General features: G+C 47.7%; 23 protein-coding genes and 1 other annotated feature. Of the genes, 14 read left to right on the top strand and 9 right to left on the bottom strand.

Features of this window, described 5'->3' with window-relative positions; translation table 11 throughout:
* The first annotated feature begins 162 nt into the window (after positions 1 to 162).
* Genes nikA through N179_RS03170 form a run of 5 tightly spaced genes read left to right on the top strand, consistent with a single transcriptional unit; the run spans position 163 to position 5,166 of the window.
* Positions 163 to 1,773 (top strand): nickel ABC transporter substrate-binding protein, encoded by a 1,611-nt coding sequence (gene nikA, locus N179_RS03150; RefSeq protein WP_075642172.1) that lies wholly within the window; start codon positions 163 to 165, stop codon positions 1,771 to 1,773.
* A 12-nt stretch (positions 1,774 to 1,785) separates the two neighbouring features.
* Positions 1,786 to 2,727 carry a nickel ABC transporter permease gene (nikB, locus tag N179_RS03155; RefSeq protein ID WP_075642173.1) on the top strand — a complete coding sequence of 314 codons (942 nt, stop codon included), beginning with the start codon at positions 1,786 to 1,788 and terminating at the stop codon, positions 2,725 to 2,727.
* Positions 2,724 to 3,569 carry a nickel ABC transporter permease subunit NikC gene (gene nikC / locus N179_RS03160; RefSeq protein WP_083639890.1) on the top strand — a complete coding sequence of 282 codons (846 nt, stop codon included), beginning with the start codon at positions 2,724 to 2,726 and terminating at the stop codon, positions 3,567 to 3,569. Before nikB ends, nikC begins: the two co-directional genes overlap by 4 nt.
* Positions 3,566 to 4,372: an ABC transporter ATP-binding protein gene (locus N179_RS03165; RefSeq protein WP_075642174.1), complete on the top strand. Its 807-nt coding sequence runs from the start codon at positions 3,566 to 3,568 to the stop codon at positions 4,370 to 4,372. Before nikC ends, N179_RS03165 begins: the two co-directional genes overlap by 4 nt.
* Complete coding sequence (locus N179_RS03170; RefSeq protein WP_075642175.1) at positions 4,369 to 5,166, top strand: ATP-binding cassette domain-containing protein; 798 nt, start codon at positions 4,369 to 4,371, stop codon at positions 5,164 to 5,166. The genes N179_RS03165 and N179_RS03170 overlap by 4 nt, the downstream gene beginning before the upstream one ends.
* Before the next feature lie 46 nt (positions 5,167 to 5,212).
* Here the strand turns inward: N179_RS03170 and N179_RS03175 are convergent, their stop codons facing one another.
* Genes N179_RS03175 through N179_RS03185 form a run of 3 tightly spaced genes read right to left on the bottom strand, consistent with a single transcriptional unit; the run spans position 5,213 to position 7,088 of the window.
* Positions 5,213 to 5,983, bottom strand: coding sequence for an ABC transporter permease (locus tag N179_RS03175; RefSeq protein WP_075642176.1), 771 nt, complete (start codon positions 5,981 to 5,983; stop codon positions 5,213 to 5,215).
* A complete protein-coding gene (locus N179_RS03180; protein ID WP_075642177.1) occupies positions 5,980 to 6,864 on the bottom strand; it encodes an ABC transporter ATP-binding protein in 885 nt (294 codons plus the stop codon). The genes N179_RS03175 and N179_RS03180 overlap by 4 nt, the downstream gene beginning before the upstream one ends.
* Positions 6,861 to 7,088, bottom strand: a complete 228-nt coding sequence (locus tag N179_RS03185; protein ID WP_075642178.1) for a PLDc N-terminal domain-containing protein — start codon at positions 7,086 to 7,088, stop codon at positions 6,861 to 6,863. The genes N179_RS03180 and N179_RS03185 overlap by 4 nt, the downstream gene beginning before the upstream one ends.
* A gap of 197 nt (positions 7,089 to 7,285) precedes the next feature.
* On the opposite strand from N179_RS03185, the gene N179_RS03190 reads away from it, so the two are divergent.
* Entirely contained in the window at positions 7,286 to 7,636 is a 351-nt protein-coding gene (locus N179_RS03190) for a cupin domain-containing protein (protein WP_075642179.1), read from the top strand.
* 223 nt (positions 7,637 to 7,859) lie between these two features.
* Here N179_RS03190 and N179_RS03195 read toward each other — a convergent pair whose 3' ends face one another.
* Together N179_RS03195 and N179_RS03200 are read right to left on the bottom strand one after the other, a co-directional pair.
* A complete protein-coding gene (locus N179_RS03195) occupies positions 7,860 to 8,951 on the bottom strand; it encodes a hypothetical protein (protein WP_075642180.1) in 1,092 nt (363 codons plus the stop codon).
* 76 nt (positions 8,952 to 9,027) lie between these two features.
* The gene (locus tag N179_RS03200) at positions 9,028 to 9,546 is read right to left on the bottom strand and encodes a helix-turn-helix domain-containing protein (RefSeq protein ID WP_075642181.1); all 519 of its coding nucleotides are present in this window, start codon (positions 9,544 to 9,546) and stop codon (positions 9,028 to 9,030) included.
* Positions 9,547 to 9,695: 149 nt separating this feature from the next.
* On the opposite strand from N179_RS03200, the gene N179_RS03205 reads away from it, so the two are divergent.
* Positions 9,696 to 9,965, top strand: a complete 270-nt coding sequence (locus N179_RS03205) for a hypothetical protein (protein WP_058705074.1) — start codon at positions 9,696 to 9,698, stop codon at positions 9,963 to 9,965.
* A 67-nt stretch (positions 9,966 to 10,032) separates the two neighbouring features.
* Here N179_RS03205 and solA read toward each other — a convergent pair whose 3' ends face one another.
* From solA to N179_RS17270, 3 genes are all read right to left on the bottom strand, one after another.
* Entirely contained in the window at positions 10,033 to 11,166 is a 1,134-nt protein-coding gene (gene solA / locus N179_RS03210) for an N-methyl-L-tryptophan oxidase (protein WP_075642182.1), read from the bottom strand.
* Between the two features lie 70 nt (positions 11,167 to 11,236).
* Positions 11,237 to 12,982 carry a methyl-accepting chemotaxis protein gene (locus N179_RS03215; protein ID WP_244150198.1) on the bottom strand — a complete coding sequence of 582 codons (1,746 nt, stop codon included), beginning with the start codon at positions 12,980 to 12,982 and terminating at the stop codon, positions 11,237 to 11,239.
* Between the two features lie 380 nt (positions 12,983 to 13,362).
* A complete protein-coding gene (locus tag N179_RS17270; RefSeq protein ID WP_075642184.1) occupies positions 13,363 to 13,830 on the bottom strand; it encodes a DUF2975 domain-containing protein in 468 nt (155 codons plus the stop codon).
* Positions 13,831 to 13,974: 144 nt separating this feature from the next.
* On the opposite strand from N179_RS17270, the gene N179_RS03230 reads away from it, so the two are divergent.
* From N179_RS03230 to N179_RS03250, 5 genes are all read left to right on the top strand, one after another.
* Positions 13,975 to 14,199, top strand: a complete 225-nt coding sequence (locus N179_RS03230; protein WP_075642185.1) for a DUF2188 domain-containing protein — start codon at positions 13,975 to 13,977, stop codon at positions 14,197 to 14,199.
* A 110-nt stretch (positions 14,200 to 14,309) separates the two neighbouring features.
* Positions 14,310 to 15,134 (top strand): SDR family oxidoreductase, encoded by an 825-nt coding sequence (locus N179_RS03235; protein ID WP_075642186.1) that lies wholly within the window; start codon positions 14,310 to 14,312, stop codon positions 15,132 to 15,134.
* 20 nt (positions 15,135 to 15,154) lie between these two features.
* Positions 15,155 to 15,448, top strand: coding sequence for a putative quinol monooxygenase (locus N179_RS03240; protein WP_075642187.1), 294 nt, complete (start codon positions 15,155 to 15,157; stop codon positions 15,446 to 15,448).
* A gap of 210 nt (positions 15,449 to 15,658) precedes the next feature.
* The gene (locus N179_RS03245) at positions 15,659 to 15,874 is read left to right on the top strand and encodes a helix-turn-helix transcriptional regulator (protein WP_208610324.1); all 216 of its coding nucleotides are present in this window, start codon (positions 15,659 to 15,661) and stop codon (positions 15,872 to 15,874) included.
* A complete protein-coding gene (locus N179_RS03250; protein WP_075642189.1) occupies positions 15,867 to 16,250 on the top strand; it encodes a hypothetical protein in 384 nt (127 codons plus the stop codon). The genes N179_RS03245 and N179_RS03250 overlap by 8 nt, the downstream gene beginning before the upstream one ends.
* A 69-nt stretch (positions 16,251 to 16,319) precedes the next feature.
* Here N179_RS03250 and N179_RS03255 read toward each other — a convergent pair whose 3' ends face one another.
* Positions 16,320 to 16,868, bottom strand: a complete 549-nt coding sequence (locus N179_RS03255) for a GNAT family N-acetyltransferase (protein ID WP_075642190.1) — start codon at positions 16,866 to 16,868, stop codon at positions 16,320 to 16,322.
* A gap of 84 nt (positions 16,869 to 16,952) precedes the next feature.
* Positions 16,953 to 17,198: a binding site (T-box leader), on the top strand.
* A 56-nt stretch (positions 17,199 to 17,254) separates the two neighbouring features.
* On the opposite strand from N179_RS03255, the gene ileS reads away from it, so the two are divergent.
* Both ileS and N179_RS03265 read left to right on the top strand, forming a co-directional pair.
* A complete protein-coding gene (ileS, locus tag N179_RS03260; RefSeq protein ID WP_075642191.1) occupies positions 17,255 to 20,335 on the top strand; it encodes an isoleucine--tRNA ligase in 3,081 nt (1,026 codons plus the stop codon).
* Between the two features lie 10 nt (positions 20,336 to 20,345).
* Positions 20,346 to 20,831, top strand: a complete 486-nt coding sequence (locus tag N179_RS03265) for an SMI1/KNR4 family protein (protein WP_075642192.1) — start codon at positions 20,346 to 20,348, stop codon at positions 20,829 to 20,831.
* The last annotated feature ends 5 nt before the right edge of the window (positions 20,832 to 20,836 follow it).

The following is a 20,836-nucleotide window of genomic DNA, read 5'->3' on the forward strand; positions in this document are numbered from 1 at the left end:
CAAAAAAGAGGTGTACATAGAATGTTACTCAGTTAAGTGTGGAAATCCTGTCAAAAAGCGCCTTTACGTTCAGTTAACATCTGGATTATCCATTGACAATCCTTCCCTTTCTCTCTTACAATTGAAAATGATTATCAATACAAGTTGGGAGATCTGCCTACCATGAACGTTAACCGTAAAAAATTACTGATTTCTACCGTCTCGATTCTGTCTTTGACATCATTATTGATCGGCTGCTCGAACCCGGGCGAGTCGACAGGAGAGCGAAAAGATAAAGATACATTGACGCTCGCGTGGCCACGCGACGTCGGAACGATGAACCCGCACGTCTACAACCCATCACAACTGTTCGCGCAGTCGATGATCTATGAGCCACTCGTCCACTACGGGGAAGGTGGAAAGCTCGAGCCATACTTAGCCTCGTCTTGGAAGATCTCTCCGGACGGAAAAACGTATACGTTCACGCTCCGTGACGGCGTCAAGTTCTCGGACGGTTCGACGTTTGACGCAGCGATCGTCAAAAAGAATTTTGACGCGATCCTCAAACAAAAAGCCTTACATAGCTGGCTTGGCTTCATCACGAAAATCGAGAAGACGGAAGCTGTCGATGCGAAGACGTTCCGCCTGACATTATCCGAAGCGTACTACCCGACGATTCAGGAACTCGCGGTCGTCCGCCCGGTCCGGTTCCTCGGAGAAGCGGGATTCCCGGAAAATGGCGATACGTCGAAGGGTGTCAAAAAGGAAGTCGGGACAGGTCCGTGGATGCTCGACGAATACAAACCGGATCAGTATGCGACGTTTAAGGTCAATAAGAACTACTGGGGTCCGAAACCGAACATCGATCACATCAAGGTCGACATCATCCCGGATGCGGAAACACGTGTCTTAGCACTCGAAAAAGGACAAGTTGATCTGATTTACGGTGAAGGGGCGATCAGCATCGATGCCTTCAACCAGTTGAAGACGGATAAATCCTACAAGACAGAAATGTCCGAACCAGTCGCGACGCGTCTTCTCGTCTTGAATACGAAAAATAAGCGTCTGTCTGACGAACGCGTCCGCCAGGCGCTCCAGCACGGGTTTGATAAAGCCGCTCTTGTCGAAGGGATCACGTCGGGAATAGAAGCACCAGCTGACTACCTGTTGCCACCGAACATGCCGTACACGTTGAACCTAAAAGTGAAGCAACGAGATTATGACGTCACGGAAGCGAATCGTCTCCTAGATGAAGCAGGTTGGAAACTGCCGAAAGGTGAAAAGGTCCGCGTCAAGGATGGTCAACCGCTGCAAATCGGAATGATGTATGATGCGGCCGAGCAGGTCCAAAAGGCGATGGCCGAAACGTTGCAGTCGGAATGGTCGAAAATCGGCGTCGAGCTGAAGACGGAAGCTGTCGAATTACCGGATCAAGTCCAGCGCTTCAAAGACAACCGATTTGACATCAACTTTTACAGCAACTTCGGTGCACCGTATGATCCGCATACGTTCGTGAACCTGATTGATACGGATGGCTTCGGCTTCAAAGAAGCGATTTCGGCTTATCCGAATAAAGAACAACTGTTGCAAGAGATCAAAGATGTCTTGAAGACGACAGACGAGACGAAGCGTCAGAAGATGTACGCCGACATTCTGCCATCACTCCAAGATCAAGGGGCATTGATTCCGATTTCGTACTTGAAGAAGATGGCGGTCTATCAGTCGGACGTGACGAACTTCCAGTTCCCGGCGAACCGGGATGAGAGTCCATTTGCTCGGATCGGCATTAAGTAAAGGAGGGATGACATGGGGGTCTTCCTCGTCAAACGCATATTATCCGTCATCCCGATCTTGTTACTGGCTGTCTTGATTCTGACAGGGTTGATTCATTTGTCACCGGTTGATCCGGCACAGGCCTATCTGTCCGCTGCCCATATCCAACCGACGGATGAACTGCTCGCTGCCAAACGAGCAGAATTCGGACTCGACCAACCGTTCTACCAACAATACTTCGATGCCGTCATCCGCTTGGCGCAGCTCGATTTCGGAACATCGTATCTTTCCGGAAAACCGGTCCTTGAAGATGTCTTGCTCCGCTTACCACCGACGGTCGAGCTGGCAGTGACGAGTCTACTGCTCGCACTCGTCATCAGTATCCCGCTCGGATTCCTTGCCGGGATCAAGAAGAATGGTTTCTTTGACCATCTCAGTCGGGCGATCGCCTTCATCGGTGCCTCGATTCCGTCGTTTTGGCTCGGGTATCTGTTCATCTTCTTCTTTGCCGTAAAGCTGGATTGGTTCCCGGTCGGCGGAACGGGAAGTGTGATGCACTTGATTTTACCGGCATTGACACTCGCCTTTCCATTGATTGCCCTGTATACGCGATTGCTGCGTGGTAGTGTGATCGAAGCGTTGAATGAACCATATGTCTTATTTGCGCGGACACGTGGATTAAAGGAAGGTCGGATCCTTGGGAAACACGTCCTTCGGATGGCGATTCCGCCGATGATCACGGGTCTAGGCATGAACCTCGGGAAGTTACTGACGGGAACGATCATCGTCGAGACGGTCTTCTCGTGGCCAGGATTCGGACGTTACTTCATCGAAGCGATTTTTGACCGAGATATGCCGGTCATCCAAGGCTATGTCTTCCTCGCCGCTCTCGTCTTCATCGGTAGCAGTTTGCTCGTCGATATCATTCAAGCCGTAATCGATCCACGACTGGCGAAAAAAGGAGGAACGGTATGAACACTCCACTTCCAGCAACGATGATCCGGTCGCGGTATACGCCGCTTCTTTATCTCTGTGCCTTCGTCTTGATTGGCATGGCAGGTGTCGCTTTATTTGCTCCATGGATCGCGCCACATGATCCGAACCTCGTCGACTTGACGCAAAAACTCCATGGTCCGTCGTCAGCCTATCCGCTCGGAACCGACCAGCTCGGGCGCTGTCTCTTGTCGCGCTTGATTTACGGCGCGCGGATCTCACTTGGTTGCGCCGTGTTGATCTTCATCGCTTCGCTCGCAATCGGATTGTTCGTCGGAACACTTGCCGGTTATCGTGACGGCTGGGTCGATCAACTCTTGATGCGCCTGTGTGACGGTGTGATGGCATTTCCGAGTCTGATTCTCGTCCTCGGGCTCGTCGGCATCTTCGGTCCGGGACTTAAGCAAGTCATCATTGCCTTGATGCTCGTCCAGTGGGTCTACTACGCGCGGATGTTCCGCGGAATGGTCATGACGCTGAAGACGGAAGCGTTCATCGCAGCCGCTCGCGTCAACGGTTCGTCTTCGTGGAAAATCATTCGGACGCACATACTGCCGAACATCTTACCGCCGCTGCTCGTCATCGGAACGCTTGAGATGGGCTGGGCGATCATGGATATCTCGGCGATGTCGTTCCTCGGGCTTGGTGTCCAGTCACCGACAGCCGAGTGGGGGGCGATGATTCACGAAGGAAAATCGTACATCCGGACGAATCCGGAATTGATGATTTATCCGGGACTTGCGATCATGCTCGTCATCATCAGCTTTAACCTAGTAGGAGAACAGTTAGCAGAACGATTCGGTGTATCAAAAACGATGAAATGAGAGGAGGTGCCCGTATCGAACCGATCTTAGCTGTCGACGGTCTGACCGTCCGTACGAAACAACAAGTAACATTGATCGAAGCGGTGACGTTCTCAATTCAAGCTGGACAGATTCTTGGTCTTGTCGGAGAGAGTGGCTGTGGGAAAACGGTGACGAGTCTCGCCTTGATGCGTCTGCTCAATCCACAGACGACAGACGTCACCGGTGACATCCAACTGAATGGCAGATCAATCATGTCTCTATCCGAACGAACCGTCCGAACGATTCGAGGCGGTGAGATCGCGTTCATCATGCAAAATCCGATGAGTGCCTTCACACCGGTCTATTCGATCGGGCACCAGATGATCGAGACGATTCAGACCCATTCACGTTGTTCAAAACGTGAAGCGAAACAGCAAGCGATGACGGCACTCGAAGAAGTCAATCTGACGGACGCCGCCCGATTGCTCAAAGCTTATCCATTCGAACTGAGTGGCGGGATGTTGCAACGGATCATGATCGCCTTAGCCGTTGCCCTGCGCCCAAGCGTCTTGATTGCCGACGAACCGACGACGGCACTCGATGTCTTCAATCAGAAGACGGTTCTTGAATTACTCGAACGGATGCGGGCGACTTACGGAACGGCGATGTTACTCATCTCGCATGATCTCGGTGTGATCGCTGAACTTGCAGACGATGTCCTCGTCATGCAGCAAGGACGGATCGTTGAGCGAGCAGATGTTTTTGAATTGTTTGATCGACCGCAACATCCGTATACACAGTCACTTCTTGCACAGCATCTAGGAAGGGAGGCGTTCGGATGAGTCTCTTGCAGATCGATCAAGTCTCACACGTCTATAAACGCCGGTTTCAACCAGCAAAGACCGTCTTACACGATGTCTCATTGACGCTTGAAGCGGGACGCTGTCTCGGATTGCTCGGGTCGAGTGGTGCTGGGAAAAGTACGCTCGGACGATTGTTGCTCGGACTCGAACGCCCAACGACCGGAACGATTTGGTTCAATGGTGTCGATCGCCACGCGACACAACGACCATTTCAAGGTGACGTCCAAGTCGTCTTCCAGGACTCGTTTGCTGCGGTCAATCCGAAGCTTACGGCTGCCGATATCATCGCCGAACCGCTTGATAATTTCATTCGTTTAAAGGGAGAAGCACGGCAACAGCGTCTCGTCACGCTAATTGAACAAGTCGGGCTCAAGGCGACGGATCTGACGAAATATCCGGCGCAGTTCAGTGGCGGGCAATTGCAGCGAATCGCGATTGCGCGAGCGATTGCTGCTGAACCACGTCTGATCGTGTTAGACGAAGCAGTCAGTAGCCTCGACATGGTCAACAAACGATTGATTCTCGCATTGCTTGCTGACTTGAAACGGCTACACGGTCTAACATATGTCTTCATCACCCATGACATTAAAGCTGCCGAACAACTGTGTGACAGCTTCGCGATTTTGGAGCAGGGACGCCTCGTCGGGCACTACCCGAGTTTAGCAGCGTTCGATGCTGCGACAGATCCTGCCGTCGAACGGATGCGCCAAGCAAAGCTTGCCGTGCATCCAAGGCAACGAACGATTCGCAAGACACAACCAAACAAAGGATAACGGACGGCTGAACGGCTCCGTTATCCTTTTTTGTTGTAGCGGTGGATCAGTAAGCCGTTTTTCGGAACCGAAGTGCTGACCAGCCGAGTATGAGAAGAATCCAAATGAGACAAGAAATGATTCCGATTAGATGGGACGAAGAAAAAAACGACGTGTGCGATGGGAGCGACAGTAGCGCGCCAGGCATAAAGAATAGAATGTCTGGTATTAATGAAGGAAGTGCAACAAGTAGTAAGGAAACGACGAGCGACAGGATACCAATCGGAACAGCACGTCGCAAGAAAGTGCTGATCAGAAGCGTCAGACTGACGACGAATAACGTCCAGAGACTAAAATCGAGAATGATGCGTAGAGCAAGCAGCGGCGAAAGGGATCCGAACCAATAGACGGTCAGACAGTAGGACGTGAGGGCGCCGATCAGCATCCCGAAGAGACTGATCATCCCGTGACTGAACCATTTCGACAGGAGATAGACATTCCGAGAGACAGGACGCGTCAAAATGAAATCCTGCATGCCGGTTTGTCGGTCTGAAGCGAGCAGTCCCATGAAGCTCATGATCAGGACGATCAAGCCAAGCTGATTGAATTGCCCATAGATCGTTGCGCTGAAGACGTCAAGCGATTGTGGAACAGGACGATTCGGATCGACGATGATTCCGTCCGCACTTCCGACATGTGCAAGCAAGACATCCATGTACATCAACAGCAATGGTTGCGTCACGCCGAGCGCAATGAAGAATAACGGTAGCCAGACGATCTTCCATTCTTTCCATGCTTCCAACCACTCGGTCCATGTCAGCGTATAAAAGGTCCTCATACGTCTGCCACCATGTCGAGGAACCGTTCCTCGAGTCCGATCGGTTGATAGGCAATCGAAGCAATCGACCATCCTAGCTGAATCAGAGTGGTCGCTAACTGTGAGAGGTCAAGCGGCTGCTGTGCGGAGAACTGATAGCAGCATGGGTTGATTCGATCAATCTCGACTCGTGGAAATCGTGTCGCAGAAAACGAAGGGGCAGCTGTAAGTGTCTCGACTTGAATCCGATATTGATCCACGTTGCGTTGATTATCGAGCGGACCCAGCAATTTTCCGTGTTTAATGACGAGGAAGCGATCGCAACACGTCTTTGCGTCTTCTAACAGGTGCGTTGAGACGATGATCGTCATCCGTTTCTTTAAGCGGAGGATCAATTGATTGATATCATGTCGACCACTCGGATCAAGGGCAGAAGCTGGTTCATCTAGAATCAAAAATGTCGGTTCATGTAAGATGGCTTGAGCGATTCCGAGACGTTGGCGCATGCCGCCGGACAGGCGTTCGATGATTTCTGTTTGTTGATCGTAGAGTCCAACTTCATGTAGAACGTCCGGAATCCGCTTATTTAACGTTGCGCGATCAAGCCCCGACAAGCGTCCGAAAAAACGTAATGATTGTTCGCACGTCATCCAAGGCTTAAAGTCGGTCTGTTGTGATAAGTAGCCGATCGATTGCTGATGTTGACGGATGGAGCGCGAAGACATCGTGATCGAACCACGGTCACTCTCGATCATGCCGCTCAGACATTTCAGGAGTGTCGTCTTTCCAGCACCATTAGGACCAATCAGTCCAAGACATTCATGTTCGTGAATCGTAAAGGAAATATCGTCTAAGATAAGACGTCGTTGAAGTGAAAGCTGGAGATGAGAAATCTGAATCATGCTGTCATCCTCCTTCCGAGGACGAAGTAGAGAATCGAGCCGATCGGCTGGACGAGGAGAATGATCAATAACCAAGTAGTCGGTGTCGCGATCCGGTCCTTCCGTCTAAACCAATCGATACAGGCGCAGCCGAGTAGAATCAGGTTGATGGAGATGTAAATCAATAATAGGGGCAGGAATTGTTCCCAGTCGATTTGTGATAAGGCAGAGAAATCTGTGTTCATGAAAAACCCTCCTTTTCTATTACCATTATCAATAATGAAAATAGAAAAGTCAATGCCATAGACGAATTATCGTTAGTTCTCAATCAGTTAGAGCTATGATAAACTTCTCTTATCAAAATTTTCCAAATGCGATTTGAATCAAATAGTTTAGATGAAAGGCGAACTATCAAACGAATCATGATGTCGAGGAGGATTATATGCAGATTTATCAATTCAAAAAAGAGGTTGGTAAGAAGATCACGAAATTCGATTCGAACTTCGTGATGTCACGAATCATGCAGACGGAAAAAGTGACGCACATCGGATGCATCCATTTAGAGAAGGATGGCGTAGTCGGTTATCACCAGGCGGTCGTGCCGCAACTCTTGTTAATTGTAGAGGGTGAAGGATGGGTAAGAGGAGAAACGGATGACTACATAAATGTTCAGCGTGGGGAAGCCGTATTTTGGGATCAAGGAGAATGGCACGAAACGAAGACGGATACGAATTTAACGGCGATTGTACTCGAAAGTGAAGAACTCGATACATCATCTCTCGTTTCCGTATGACGAAACTAAGTGGGATACATAAAGAGGCTGACTCAAAAAAAGAATGATTCGCTTTCTCACGCTCTTTCCTCAGGCGAGACACAAGCCCGTTTTCCTGCTTCATTCAAGCAGGAAAGCGGGTCTTGTTTGTCTCTGACAGCGCAAAAATGCGCTTTTCCTGTAGAAGTGGTGTGTAAAGCATCATTCTTTTTATCTTTGTCGAGGCTAGAGTTTACGTCAGCCCCTACTCTGATTCCGTACACCATTTTTCTAATTCTTCGAGGCATAGATGTAACCGAGCAGTGATCATTTCTCGATTCCCCATCTGTTGCGTTGTTTTATGAGTGAGTTGAGGCTGATGTAGAATATCGTAGTGCTCATACGCTTCTTGCAATATCCATAATGTATATTCATCCAGTAATCGTTGAATTTGAGTGGTGCGTTCGTCTCCAACCACGTTAAAGCAATATCCACTTATGAATCCGTCAGCGATTTTGTTAAGAACATTATTTTTTTCTTGATACGCTTGCTTTATGTATCGTGGTGCATTTGAAAAAACTGGTAGCAGAAATTTGTAACAAAAAACGAAGTAAGCCGCATATTTCAAATCAAAATCCAATCTTGGAAACGGATCAATGATTGCAATATGTTCATCACTTAAAATTAAATTTTCTGGTGTTACATCTTGATTCACGAGAGAGATGTTTTGAACCTGAGTTCGTCTATTTTCAATTAAAGCATGAATATGCTGACCGACTTTTTCTTTATCAAAGCAAAGACTAGAGTGAATGAGAGTATTTAAGGCGGTTAAGACGTGTTCATTTTCTTCCTGCCATAATTCATCCCTGTTTTTTGAATCGCTACCTCGTAAAGTTTCCCCTTGCCAGTGCAGTTCCCCGAAACCAACAATAGAGGTTTTCTGGTTGTGTATATTGTGATAAATTCTCCCTAATTTCGTACCGTAAGAATGGGCTTTATTCTGATCGAGTAACAATAAATCCGTTCCACGACCCATGAACGTTTCTACTGTAAATACTGTGTCATCTTCAATGAAATACTGATAAAAGTCAGGACAGACATTTTGATCACTTGTATTGGCGTGTAAATAGTAAGCTTTCGTAGACTCATACTCTGTAGTCAGCTCTTGTTCATTAATCTGTTGCAACTCCCCATAAGCTTCATTCTTTTTTATGCGAATCACAAGGTCTTGATCATCTACTCTCTTTAACTTATATACAGTGTGCCAAGCTCCTTCACCAATCTTTAGAATCTGTTCTGCTTTTACGTTCAACGTATCCAGCACAATTGCATCAAGATTTTCTTTGATCCGTTTCATGGGGTCTATTTTCTCTCCCTCGCAATGTTGTCTCGTTTCATTTTGGTGAAAATACGCTTCTAGAAACGGAGCGTGTTTACGGCAAGATGACGAGTGAGACGGTCCGTTCAGTTGCCTGGTCTTCTGTCACTAGGTGATGATATTTTTCGAGCAGTGCCCGCATGTCCTGTTGAAAATCATTGAAGGTTTCATCCGTCAGGTGCAATTTCGCGATCGAGAACGTCGAGTGGTCCTGACCTTGCGTTTGAACGGTCTGTTCGAAGTACGTCTGGTACTGCTGCAAGACGTACATGAAGTAGAACGAGACGAAGTTCACTTTTTCATCGTACGTCGCACTGTTCCAGTCTGCTTCGCTGATTTGATAGCCGCTTGTGTTCAAAGCATAGATCTTCTCTTCGACTTTTCCAACACGCTGGACGGCGACGACCTTCAACAACTGATCGTCCATCATCGCATTGACTTGCCGGTACAAAGTAGACTGCGGTACATCCGTTAAACGTTGATTCAGTTGCATGATTGATAAGCCGTCTTCGAGATCAATCAATTCGAGCGCAATCTTAAACCGGACATGATTTTTGAATAAGTTAAAGTTCACGTCGTGTCCCACTCCTTCGTTCAATCGTTTCTAAAACTATCTTATCATGCTTTTGGAATCATTCTTATAAATGATAATGTAAAAAGAGGGGATTTGATGTATTCCTTGAATGATTTACATTAGAGTATGTTTTAGAAAGGAGCCTTCATATGAAAAATACAAGTTATCGCTACGGTACATATGCCCTGATTACAAGTTTTTTCTTATTCTTCATCGTTCAGATGTTCCGAGCGTATATTGAATTATCTCCAGAATTTCTAGGAGAAAACCTTGGTGAGTATTACTTAACATATTTCCCGATGAGTGCGTTGATTCTTGGACTCGTATTACTTATCCACGGCTGGTGGACTGAAGATGAGAAAAAACAGCGTGAAAAGCTAGTTGCAAAAAATCAGCAAGAATCGAATGAATCGGTGTGACATCATACCGTTGATACAGAAGACCGACAACGATTTTTCGTTGCCGGTCTTTATCGTTTCATAAGCCTTATTTCGCAAAACGTTTAATCGCGAACGGTCCAATCGGTTCAGTCGTCGATCGTTCCATGATCAATTCACTGAGTACTTTTCCGACTAAGCTACTGAACTTGAACCCGTGACCGGAGAAGCCGGCGGCGATCGCGATATGCGCATAGTCCGGATGCAAATCGATGATGAAGTCCTCGTCTGGCGTCATCGTATAGAGACACGGTTTGCCGTGAGTTAAAGTATTGATCGAGGGCATGAACGTATTCGTGAACTGTCGTAAATCAGCCAGATCACCCGTCTCTTGACCGAATGGACGGCGTGGTTGATTTGGATCAACGGGAATGCCACCGTCGTGACGTCCGATTTTCAGACCGGTTTGAGCAATGCTTGGAAAACCGTAATAATAACCGGCGGGTGTATCAAAGGCGAAGGCAGGGAACACCGCGTCATTGAATACCTCTTCCGCTGCTTCGAACCAGGCGAACGTCTTGCGGACCGGTCGCAGCGGTAAGGAGAGTCCAGTCTGTTCCAGTAACGGACCAGACCAGGCACCAGCTGCGACGATCAACGCGTCAGCCGAATAGGTGTCTGATCCGACGGCCACGTCAACGCCAGTGGCGTGGGCAGTGAGCGTCGTCACTTTCGCATTCGTCCGAATGTCGACGCCGTTCGCGACAGCAAGATCACGGTATGCTTCAATACAATCCTCGCACTTCAACACACCGGACGTCGGTTCAAAACAACCGATATACTCGTCGGGCATTGTTAAACCGGACCAGCGGGTTCTGATTTCGTCAGCCGTCAGGACCTCAAGCGGTAAATCATACTGCGCTGCACTCCTGATGATCGTCTGCATCGAACGGGACGAGCGTTGACCGGCGTTCAAGACTCCTGTGTTCAGAAAAAGACTTCGACCGCTGATTTGTTCCAACTCATACCATAAACGTTGCGCGGCTAATGCGAGCGGCACGTATGCTTCACCTTCCCCATACGCATGACGGATGATCCGGGTCTCCCCGTGATGGCTCGCTTGATCATGCGGTGGATTGTGGGCATCTAACAATAGGATTTTTTGATCGGTTCGTGAGAGATAGTAGCCGGCTGCCATCCCCATGGATCCGGCACCTACGATGATGACATTATAATGGGACATCACATTCGACTCCTTCATATGTAAGTTCACACCAGTATAGAGTGAGAACTAGAAAAGAACAAATGAAAGATTAAATCTCGAAGCGACGGGCTTCCTGTTCTAAATGTTCTGTTCGTGCGTTTAAATCACCGACGAGCGTATGTAACGTCGTGATTGTCGCAATCATTTGTTCAGAGGCAGCGGCAACTTCCTCGTTACTCGCCGTATGTTCTTCCGCGACAGTGGCAATTTCCGTCAAGGCATTGCGAATGAACCGTTCTGCCTGCAAGACGTCTTCCATCTGTTGCGTCATCTGCTGTGTTGCCGTTGAGACGTGCGTGACTTGATCCGTCAACCGTTCGAACGTCGTATCCGTATCGAGGACGATCTGTTCACCGGCTGCTGTTGCTTCGACCGTCGTCTTAAAGCTGTGTTGCATCTGCTGCGCACTGGCTTCGATCGACGTGACGATCGTTGCGATTTCGCTAACACTGCTAGCGACATGGCTAGAAAGATTCTTGACCTCGGTCGCGACGACGGCGAATCCTTTCCCTTGTTCACCCGCCCGTGCTGCTTCAATCGCGGCATTGAGGGCGAGTAGATTCGTCTGCTCGGAAATACCGCGGATGATGCCGACGAGCGTTTGGATATCTGATGATTGCTGTTTCAGTAGATCAATCTGTTCAGCAGATTGCGTGACGTGCTGATGAATGTGACGCATCTGTTCGACGGAAGCGGACATTTGCTCGCGTCCGACTCGTGTCAGTGTTGCCATCTGCTCCGTCGTTCCTTGAATTTCGACACCAGACTGATTCGTCGTCTCGATTAATGTTGCGAACCGATTCATCTCATCATTCAATGAGAGCGTGACTTGGGTCTGACTTTCCGTCCCGGTCGCGATTTCCGACATCGTATGAGCGATTTGTTCGGAACCGTCGAGTACTTCTGATGTACTTTGGTCGATCGATTGACTCGTCGTCGAGACGAGGGTAGCCGTCTGTTTGATGTCGACGATCATCGTCCGTAACATCTCGTTCATATCACGAATCGAGATTGCAAGCGCATAGATTTCATCTTTCGAAGCAATCGTCAAATTGGTCAACGTCTGTTTTGCCTGATTCAGTCGTCCCTCAGCAATCAAGGCAGCGACTTTCTGTAACGTTTCGAGTGGACGTAACTTTCTACCGAGTACGATGTAAAGCAAGATAAGGGTTATCGTCAACAGTAAGAGCATCAACCCGATGAAAATCGGAGCGTTTTGTTGTAATAGATCCGTCGTCAGAGCATCGACTTCCTTCGCTGCGATATCGGTTCCAAGGATGCCGATGATTTTCCCGGTCGAATCCTTCAGCGGAACGTAGACACTGATGTACTGTCCGTAGATTGGATCATCAATCACGTCCGTCGTATGTGTTTTGCCCTTTAGGACGTCTTGCATATCGGCAACAGTTGCGCCGCTTGCCGAGGCATTGATTTTCGCAGCCTTATCTTTTGGTAAACCATCGATTAATAATCGAACCTTATTTTGATCGATCCGTGCTGTGTATGTATATAAGAGTCCATTTTGTTTACGTAAGGTATCGAGTTCTGTTCGTAACGTTTCGTACTGTTCGGACGCGACAGGTGATTGTAGAAATTCGCTGTAAGCTGCCGTATCGAATGTCTTGCTGATGCGCAGTGCGTCCTTTTCAGCAGTCGCTTTCAGTGTTGAGACTGCAGTTTGTTTCGTATTGAAGTATAAGGCCAGACTACTAAATACAAAAAAGGCAATCAAAATCAAACTAATCATTACTAAAAGACGTGTTCGGATGGAATAGTTCTTGGTTGTGTTTTTCACATGCAACCGTCCTTTCAACTCATATTTTCTATCTGTAATTCATTTATCGGTCGTTAAAATACATATTAAACAGGACCTTTTAACGATTTTTTTATAAAAAGTCGCAAGAAAAACCGTTTTTTCTTAAAAAAGGATTTATCAAGAATGATTCAGGGCACATAATAGTTAGAAAAAAATATATGTTGAGGGAAGAGGGATTGAGATGGAAAGTGAAGTTGATCATAAAATCAAGGCAAGACATGTATATGAAAATGAATTACGAAGACACGCGGTCAGCACGAAAAAAGCAACCTTCCGATTGATGACATGTCTGCGTTGCCAATCGAAGATTCTGTTGAAACAGGGACATCAGGATAGCCACCAATGTGATAGGACTCAAATTACTTGACTGACTGAAGCTTTCGTAATAGAAGTTGTTGTATGCAAGCAAGTAAGGAACCAACTGTCAAAGGGATAAGGATTAAAACAGTACCAACGAGGATCAATCCAGGTGCATCATCGATTTGACCGATGTAAAAAAAGATAGGGAAGATGCATAAGGTCATTACTGAAATCACATAACAATTCAGCTTCAACGATTGTATAGATGATGTGATTAAAGGTAATGGAAGTGGGGCCGTTACGAGGTATTGCAATAGTCGCCACATGTGAATCAAAATGAACAGAACTGGAATCAACACAATATAGGCCATGATCAATACGAAATAGCCAGGACGTTCGAAGAATAATTGTTCTGAGAGTCCATGCCATACAAGAGGAATTCCAATACCAGCTATGCACAATAAACCGACCATGATACAAATCATAATGAATTTTAAATACCGAACATGCCAAGTGAGCCGTTTCATGATTCACGCTTCCTTTCAAGTCGTACACTTTCTTTCAGTATACTTCATAAAATGAAATGTTATAAAAAATTTTAAATGTATAGAACATGTGGATTTTCAAACAAGTGTATAGAGATGAAGCATACCGCAGAAAGGAGCTACATTATGCGACGAAATCAACATGTCTCCCCGCATCCTAAAGGCGGTTATCAAGTGAAAGCAGCCGGAGCGACCCGAGCAACTAAACGATTCGAGACACAGAAAGAAGCCATTGCAGAAGGACGACGGATTGCGAAAAAACAAAAAACAGAATTACTGATTCACAATAAAGAAGGACAGGTTCGTGAAAAGGATTCGTATGGGCATGATCCTTTCCCACCAAAAGGATAAAAGCACTTCCTGAATGTTTAGGAAGTGCTTTTTTTAGTCTATTAAAAATCGGTTTGAATTCTGTGTGACAGGGAAAAATGATTCAAACAAGTATAAAGGAGATATGTTTTATGGCTGAGGCGAACTTCTCGATTGAACATACGAGACAACTGGATCACGGAGAACAATCCTATAAAGGAAACAATAAATTACTCAACAAAAAAATCTTAATTACAGGTGGAGATTCAGGTATCGGTCGAGCCGTTGCCATTGCTTATGCGCGGGAAGGGGCAGACCTTGTTCTTTCATACTTACCTGAAGAGCAAGCAGATGCCGAAGAAGTACAAGCGCTGGTAGAACAAGCAGGGCGTACAGCGCATTTAATTCCAGGTGACCTATCCGATGAAGCGTACTGCGTTCAGCTCGTCCAAGAAGCATATCAATGCCTAGGCGGATTAGATTCGCTGACATTAATTGCAGGGACACAGAACCCTGTAGAGCATATTTCAAATCTCGAGACAGAACAACTTAAAAGAACATTCGAAGTCAATGTATTTTCTGCATTTTGGATGGTGAAGGCAGCAGTTCCATTTTTGAAGCCTGGATCGACAATCATAACGACTACATCGGTTCAAGCCTATCACCCAAGTGAAATATTGCTTGACTACGCATCGACTAAATTTGCTTTAAATGGCTTTACGCGAGGTCTTGCGAAACAATTAGCACCAAGCGGCATACGTGTCAATGGAATTGCACCTGGTCCCATTTGGACGCCACTTCAATTCACAGGAGGGTTACTGCCAGATCAGATGCAGGACTTTGGAAAAGACACGCCGCTAGGGCGTTGTGGTCAGCCTGCTGAACTCGCAAGTACTTACGTGCTACTTGCGTCAGATGAAGCAAGTTACATCACAGCACAAATTTATGGAGTCACTGGTGGGATTGAATTAGCTTGATTGAATGGGGAGGAAGTGGCATGGATCAGTTTGGTGTTCTGACACATTATAAATGCACAGTAAATGATCATGAATCTTTATTTCAAGTGTTGAATGAGCTAAAACGACTTGTCTTGGAGCAATCCGAATGTAAGTTATATACGATTAACGTGTCAGATAAACAACTGGACGCTATTTTCACATACGAAATCTGGAGTTCCGCAGCTGCTTATCAAAACTCGCTCTCGCATGAACTCCAAAAATTTGTTCCGCTTGCTCCTAGTCTTCCGGTGGTCGTAGTAGAAGAAACAAATACTTTTCGAGTTCATATGTAAAAAATTATAAATACTCATCAGGTCAGATGATTAATCCCAAACGATAGAAAGAAATTTCAAGCTACTTGAGATAAAGATCAAAACACTTTCTGTTCATCAGAAGGTGTTTTTTCATGTTCAATTCGAATCTGAAATGTCAATAGTTTTTGACATGTTGTTGGAATTTCATTACAGTAAAGATGTAAAAAGAATTTGACACGTCGTGGAGGTATGAACGTGAGAAACCACATTAAGGAGCGACGTCTAGCGGCAAGATTATCACAACAAGAACTGGCTGACCGTTGTCAGGTCAGTCGGCAGACGATCAATGCGATTGAAAACAACAAGTATGATCCGACTTTACAATTAGCGTTTAATATCGCCAAAGTCTTGCAGACACAAGTCGATCATCTGTTCATTTCAGAACAGGAGGAATGGGATGTCTAAGAAAAAAACGGGTTTATTTTTAGTAACGCTCGTGATAGTGGCGAGTCTTACCATCATTAGTATGATCATCGAAAACAACGTAACGTTCTTCTCCATCGTTCAATTGGCGATTTTGTTGATCATGTTCTTCTCGTATTTTACGTGGGCACGATCAGGAGAAGACGAGCGTCCTGTGCCAGAAGATGAACTCGGCAAAAAGATTACGACGGAAAGCGGTCTCGTTAGCTACAAAATCCTGATTGTCCTGATCTTTGGATTCATCTGTCTCGATTACTTTTTACATGAATCAACGAATCTGTTATTGATAGTCTTGTTCGCAATCGGACTGACACTGTTGCCGATCATAGAATTTTTAAAAGCAAGATCTTATCGATAAAACGGTATAAAAGTCGTTTAGACGGATTTACCCATCTAAACGACTTTTGATATTTCACAGATTATCTTTTTAAGACGGCCAATCACTCCGCAAGATTGAGTACATATACAAATCATCGAACTGACCACGTGTTTTCTCATATTGACGAAGCAACCCTTCCCGCTGGAATCCGAGCCGTTCAAGCAATTGGTGTGAAGCAGTATTTGCTGGTAAGACAAGTGCTTCGATACGATTTAAAGAGAGCTCCTCAAACCCATATGTGATGACTGCAAGTGCGGCTTCTTTTGCGATACCCTGTCCCTGATGAGCTGGACTCAACTCAAACCCGAGTTCTGCCCGCTGATGGCGTGCCGACTGATTCAAGAATCCGCAACTGCCGATGATGACATCGTCTTCTTGTAATGCGATCCCGAACCGGATGCCCGTGCCATCGCGACGAATCGAAGCGTACCAATCAATCTCTTCAAGCGCGTCTGCTTCTGATTGAAAGGCGTCGAGTCCCATCTGTTTGACGACGTGTTCGTCTGATAAATAGGCGAGGACACTCGTAGCATCTTTGGGTAACACTTCGCGTAAGACGAGGCGGTTCGTTTTAAGCGTTGGGAAAGTATGTAACATTCAAAAAACTCCTTTGCAAGAAAATGTAAAAAGCTGTTGTGCAGTCTTTAAGTCATGTGGTAAGATTCTCCACAACAAGAGCATATCATTTCGTTGACGAGAAAGAGTAATGATTGTCCCTCTGCCTTACAGAAAACCGGGATTGCTGAGAACCGGTAGCCAGATCAATCATGAAGATCCTCTCTGAGAAGTCACGCTGAACCATTCAGTAAGCGTGACCGGGTGTCCACCGTTACATGGAATGCACATGATAGTGTGCAACTAAGTGCTGTCGAGAATAAGCATTCTCGACGGAATATGGGTGGTATCGCGGTGAAGTCCGTCCCTGTCAAAGGGGGCGGACTTTTTTGTATTCTCTTAGTTACCGACAAAGGAGCGAACAAGAGATGACGTCACTAAACCAAGCAGAAACCGTACAACAACGCGAGGAATGTGTTCGAAACAGATGGAAACAAGACCAAGTCTTCGCACGATCGATTGAGCAACGCACGGAAGCGGAATTCGTATTCTACGAAGGACCGCCGACTGCGAACGGCTTACCCCACGTCGGTCATGCACTCGGACGAACCGTCAAGGATACCGTCGCCCGCTATAAGACGATGCAAGGGTTCCGGGTCGAACGAAAAGCCGGTTGGGATACGCATGGACTACCGGTCGAACTCGGTGTCGAGAAACAACTCGGCATCTCCGGCAAACAAGCGATCGAAGACTATGGTGTTGAAGCATTCATCGCCCGCTGTAAGGAAAGTGTCTTTTCCTATGAAACACAGTGGCGTTCCTTCACGGAAAAACTCGGCTACTGGGTCGATATGGATGACCCTTACGTGACGATGGAGGACGAGTATATCGAAAGCGTCTGGCACATCCTCGGGACGATCCATGACAAAGGCTGGTTGACGAAGGGACATCGTGTATCACCGTATTGTCCGAGCTGTCAGACGTCACTCAGTTCCCATGAAGTCGCGCAAGGCTATCAGGACGTGACGGACTTATCGGCGACGGTCAAACTTCCGATCGTCGACATGGAGCAGACGTTTCTACTTGCGTGGACGACGACACCTTGGACGTTACCGGCAAACGTCGCGGTGGCGGTTCATCCGGAATTGACGTACGTCACGGTAGCGTTTGAAGGAGAGCGATTCATTGTCGCTAAAGCGTTAGTCGCTGAACTGTTCTCGGAATCCGTCGAGGTCGTATCCGAACAGCTCGGTGCGGAACTCGTCGGTTTGCGTTATGAACCACCGTTTGATTTCGTGACGCCAGAGAACGGTCATACGGTCGTCGGGGCGTCCTTCGTCCAAGCAACGAGCGGAACCGGACTTGTCCACCTTGCTCCAGCGTACGGGGAAGAAGATTACCGGGTCGTCCGGGAAAACGGACTGTCATTCGTTAATGTCGTCGATGCTGCTGGGTGTTACACGGACGCCGTTCCACCACTCGTTGGTCGATTCGTCAAGGAGTCAGACGTTGCAATCATCCAGCTGCTCGCTGAACGGGGACGCTTGTTTGCGAAAAAACGCTATACGCACAGCTATCCGCATTGTTGGCGATGTGACTCGCCACTGCTCTATTACGCACAAGACAACTGGTTCATCGAGACGACGGCCGTCAAGGAACAACTCCTTGCGAACAATGCGTCTGTGACGTGGTATCCCAACCACGTCAAGAAAGGGCGGTTCGGAAAGTTCCTTGAGCAACTCGTCGACTGGAACATCAGTCGTAATCGCTACTGGGGCACCCCACTGAACGTCTGGGAGTGTGAAGCGTGTGACACGACGTTCGTTCCAAAAAATAAGGCTGACTTCTTGCACCGGACGACAGCGACGGAATCCGTCGAGTTGCATAAACCATACGTCGATGCGTTATCGGTCTCGTGTCCGACGTGTCAGGGAGTGATGCACCGGACACCAGAAGTCATCGATGTCTGGTTTGATAGTGGAGCGATGCCGTTCGCGCAACAGCATTATCCGTCACGGACGCAGACGCTTAACCGCTATCCAGCCGATGTCGTCATCGAAGGCATCGATCAGACGCGGGGCTGGTTCTACAGCTTGCAAGCAATCTCGACACTCTTCACGGGACAGCCTGCTTATAAGCGTGTCCTCGCACTCGGTCACGTCCTCGATGAGAACGGACAGAAGATGTCGAAGAGTCGCGGGAATGCCCTCGATCCGGTGGCGTTGATCGAAGCATATGGTGCTGATAGCCTGCGCTGGGCGCTACTCGTCGACAGCAGTCCATGGAGTGCGAAACGGTTTGCCGAGCGGATCGTCCAAGAAGCAAAATCAAAGCTAGTCGATACACTGGATCATGCCGTCCAGTTCTATCTGACATATGCCGAACTGGACGGATTTGATGGCTCACGTCCGCAAAAACGGACGCGACTCGACGAATGGTTGCTCTCGCGTGTTCATCAGACGACGCAAGACGTGACGGATGCGATGGACGATTATCAATTGACTCAAGCAGCGCGGAGTCTTGCGCAACTCGTCGATGAGATCAGTAACTGGTACATCCGCCGTTCGCGGGAACGTTTCTGGCAAGCTGACTGGTCGGAAGAAAAACAAGCCGCGTACACGACGCTCCACTTCGCACTTTCGACGACGGCACGACTACTCGCTCCGTTCACCCCATACCTTGCCGATGATGTCTATCAGCGATTAACAGGAATGAGCGTACATGTAGCGGATTATCCGGTTGCCGATCGATTGATGCTCCGATCTGATCTGGAATATGAGATGACACAAGTCGTGTCTGTCGTCGAGTTAGGACGACAAGTACGTAATACGCACGCCTTAAAAGTCAAACAACCGCTTGCTAGCCTAAGCGTCCAATCGAGCGAAACCTTTTCGTGGGCGGACTATACGGCAATCATTCAAGAGGAACTGAATGTAAAAGACGTCCAAATCGTCCCGACGACGCAAGCGACGACACGGTTCCGTCTTAAACTGAACTTCCGCGCAGCCGGAGCGAAATTCGCACAGCAAGCGAACGCGATCCATCAATGGCTACAACAATTGTCTGCACAGCAGACTTCCGACTTGCTCGAGACAGGAAGATTAATCTACCGGACCACATCAGGCGATGAAGTCGAGGTGCGTCAAGCGGACGTCATCGTCGAACCAATCGTCCAGACGGGTTTTGCTGCTGCGACGAATGGTGGACTCACCGTGACGCTCGATACGCGGATCACGGAAGCACTGGAGCAGGAACGCTGGATGCGGGAGCTCGTCCGCTATATCCAGTCGGAACGAAAGGCACAAGCGTTATCGCGGGACGCCCGAATCGATCTCGTCTTGTCGGTCGATGCGACGTTCCAGCCGATCGTCGAGACGTTTGAGCCTTTATTATTCAAACATCTTTCCTTATCCTCCGTGCGAACTGAACCGCTACAAGGAGCAGGGGATGTTCAGCTAGGGGGACACGATGTCGGTGTCTCGTTCACACCAACGAAAGAATATTGTTAAGGAGAAGATCATGATTGCATTAGAAACATTAAAAGGTCGACTCGTCGACGGTTTGTTAGAGGTCCAAAAAGAAGAAGGATATGTTGCCCGAGAACGTTTCATCTTTAACCGAGGGGCGACGGACGAACAGCTCGCGCTGTTACCTGCGTGGACGGCAGACGACTATCAGGCGTTCTTGCGTCAACATAACGGGGCGAAGCTGTTTCAGCACGAAACGTTATCCTACAACGATGGATTCGAACTCTTTTCGATCGAGGATTGCCTGACGTATAGCGAGATTTGGGAATGTCCCGAAAACTTCTTAGCGATCGGCGCAGGACCAGACGGGGAGTGGATCGTCTACGAGATGAATCGCCCGGCAGGAAATCGGATCTGGAGTGGGGAATTTCTTAATTTCGAGGAATGGGAAGAAGACGCAATGCCGTTTGGCTTCGAGCGATGGCTCGACTACTTGATCGTCGCGCAAGGCACGCAATTTTGGGAATGGTTCCGGTAAGAGAG

The sequence above is a fragment of the Exiguobacterium indicum HHS 31 genome (assembly GCF_001939065.1).
In the GTDB taxonomy this organism is placed as follows: Bacteria; Bacillota; Bacilli; order Exiguobacteriales; family Exiguobacteriaceae; genus Exiguobacterium_A; species Exiguobacterium_A indicum.